Below are 1,307 nucleotides of genomic sequence, written 5' to 3' on the forward strand. Positions count from 1 at the left end.
TTGACCCGTCCTGAATAAAGGCTACATAATTTTAAACATTATGTACAAAAATGACAAAGTAATTAGACGGTATTCAGAACCTTTTAAACTGAAAATTTTAGACGAACTTACAACCGGAAAACTAAACAAATATCAACTAGGTAAAGCATACGGTATTGCACCTACAACCATTAACGAATGGATTAGAAAGTACAACCGTAAAGACCTGATGAACACTAGAATTAAAGTGGAAACTAAAGATGAAATAACACGTATTAAAGCGCTTCAAAAAGAAATCAAACAACTAAAACAACTCTTACTCAAAAAGGATTTAGATGCTTTGGTACTGGACTCTTATCTGGAAGTGGCAGCAGAACAGTTAGGTTATAAATCTGTAATCGAACTAAAAAAAAAGCTAAATATCTAGCCTTAGATAAAGCTAAAGAAAAGTCTAAGGGATTTGCTTCTTTAACCACTATAACTCATTGTTTTGGTTTAAAACGTGATGCGTATTACAAATACAAATCTAGAGCTGATAAACGTTTAAAAACAGAACAGCAGATTATTCAAATAGTACAAAAAAGACGCAGATCCCTTCCCAGAGAAGGCGTACGTAAACTTATAAAATCATTAGATGATGAGTTTGTTAAAGTCAATCTTAAAGTCGGTAGAGACACCCTATTTAACGTCCTTAGAAAACACAATATGCTTACACTTAGAAAGAAATATAGTTCTAGAACAACCAATTCATTGCACAGGTTCTACAAGTACAAAAACATCATTAAAGATGTAGAAGTCACAAAACCTAACCAAGTTTGGGTAAGCGATATAACATACATCAGAACCATTAAAGGCTTCTGCTATCTTGCGCTCATTACAGATATGTATTCTAGAAAGATTGTTGGTTATGACCTCAGTAATAGTCTGGAACTAAAAGGATGCGTGAGAGCTTTGAACAAGGCTCTGTACAAAGCAAAGAATGTTAAAGGTCTTATCCATCATTCAGACAGAGGAATACAGTATTGCAGTAATGTGTATACACAAATACTTAAAAGAAATAAGATAGATATTAGTATGACAGAAGAAAATCATTGTTACGAAAATGCTATGGCTGAGCGCGTAAACGGCATCTTAAAAGACGAATTCTATCTCGACCAGACCTTTACTGATGTGGCTCACGCCAAAAGAGCAACAAAAAATGCAATTAATCTATACAACGAAATAAGATTACATTTATCTTTAGACTTCAAAACACCGAATATGGTATATTTAAAAACAGCATAAATCAATTATTAACCCGTAGCCATATTTCAGGACTAGACATTTGC

General features: G+C 33.4%; 2 protein-coding genes. Both read left to right on the plus strand.

The window, feature by feature from the left end; all coding sequences use genetic code 11:
- Positions 1-40 precede the first annotated feature (40 nt).
- A complete protein-coding gene (locus tag Q0842_RS16005; RefSeq protein ID WP_298500494.1) occupies positions 41-406 on the plus strand; it encodes a transposase in 366 nt (121 codons plus the stop codon).
- Positions 407-456: 50 nt separating this feature from the next.
- The gene (locus tag Q0842_RS16010) at positions 457-1,263 is read left to right on the plus strand and encodes an IS3 family transposase (RefSeq protein WP_298500496.1); all 807 of its coding nucleotides are present in this window, start codon (positions 457-459) and stop codon (positions 1,261-1,263) included.
- Positions 1,264-1,307: the final 44 nt, after the last annotated feature.

This window comes from uncultured Algibacter sp. (assembly GCF_947495675.1).
In the GTDB taxonomy this organism is placed as follows: Bacteria; Bacteroidota; Bacteroidia; order Flavobacteriales; family Flavobacteriaceae; genus Algibacter_B.

Coding starts and splice junctions, on each gene's coding strand:
- Q0842_RS16005 (WP_298500494.1), top strand. CDS start 41: ATGTACAAAAATGACAAAGTAATTAGACGGTATTCAGAACCTTTTAAA.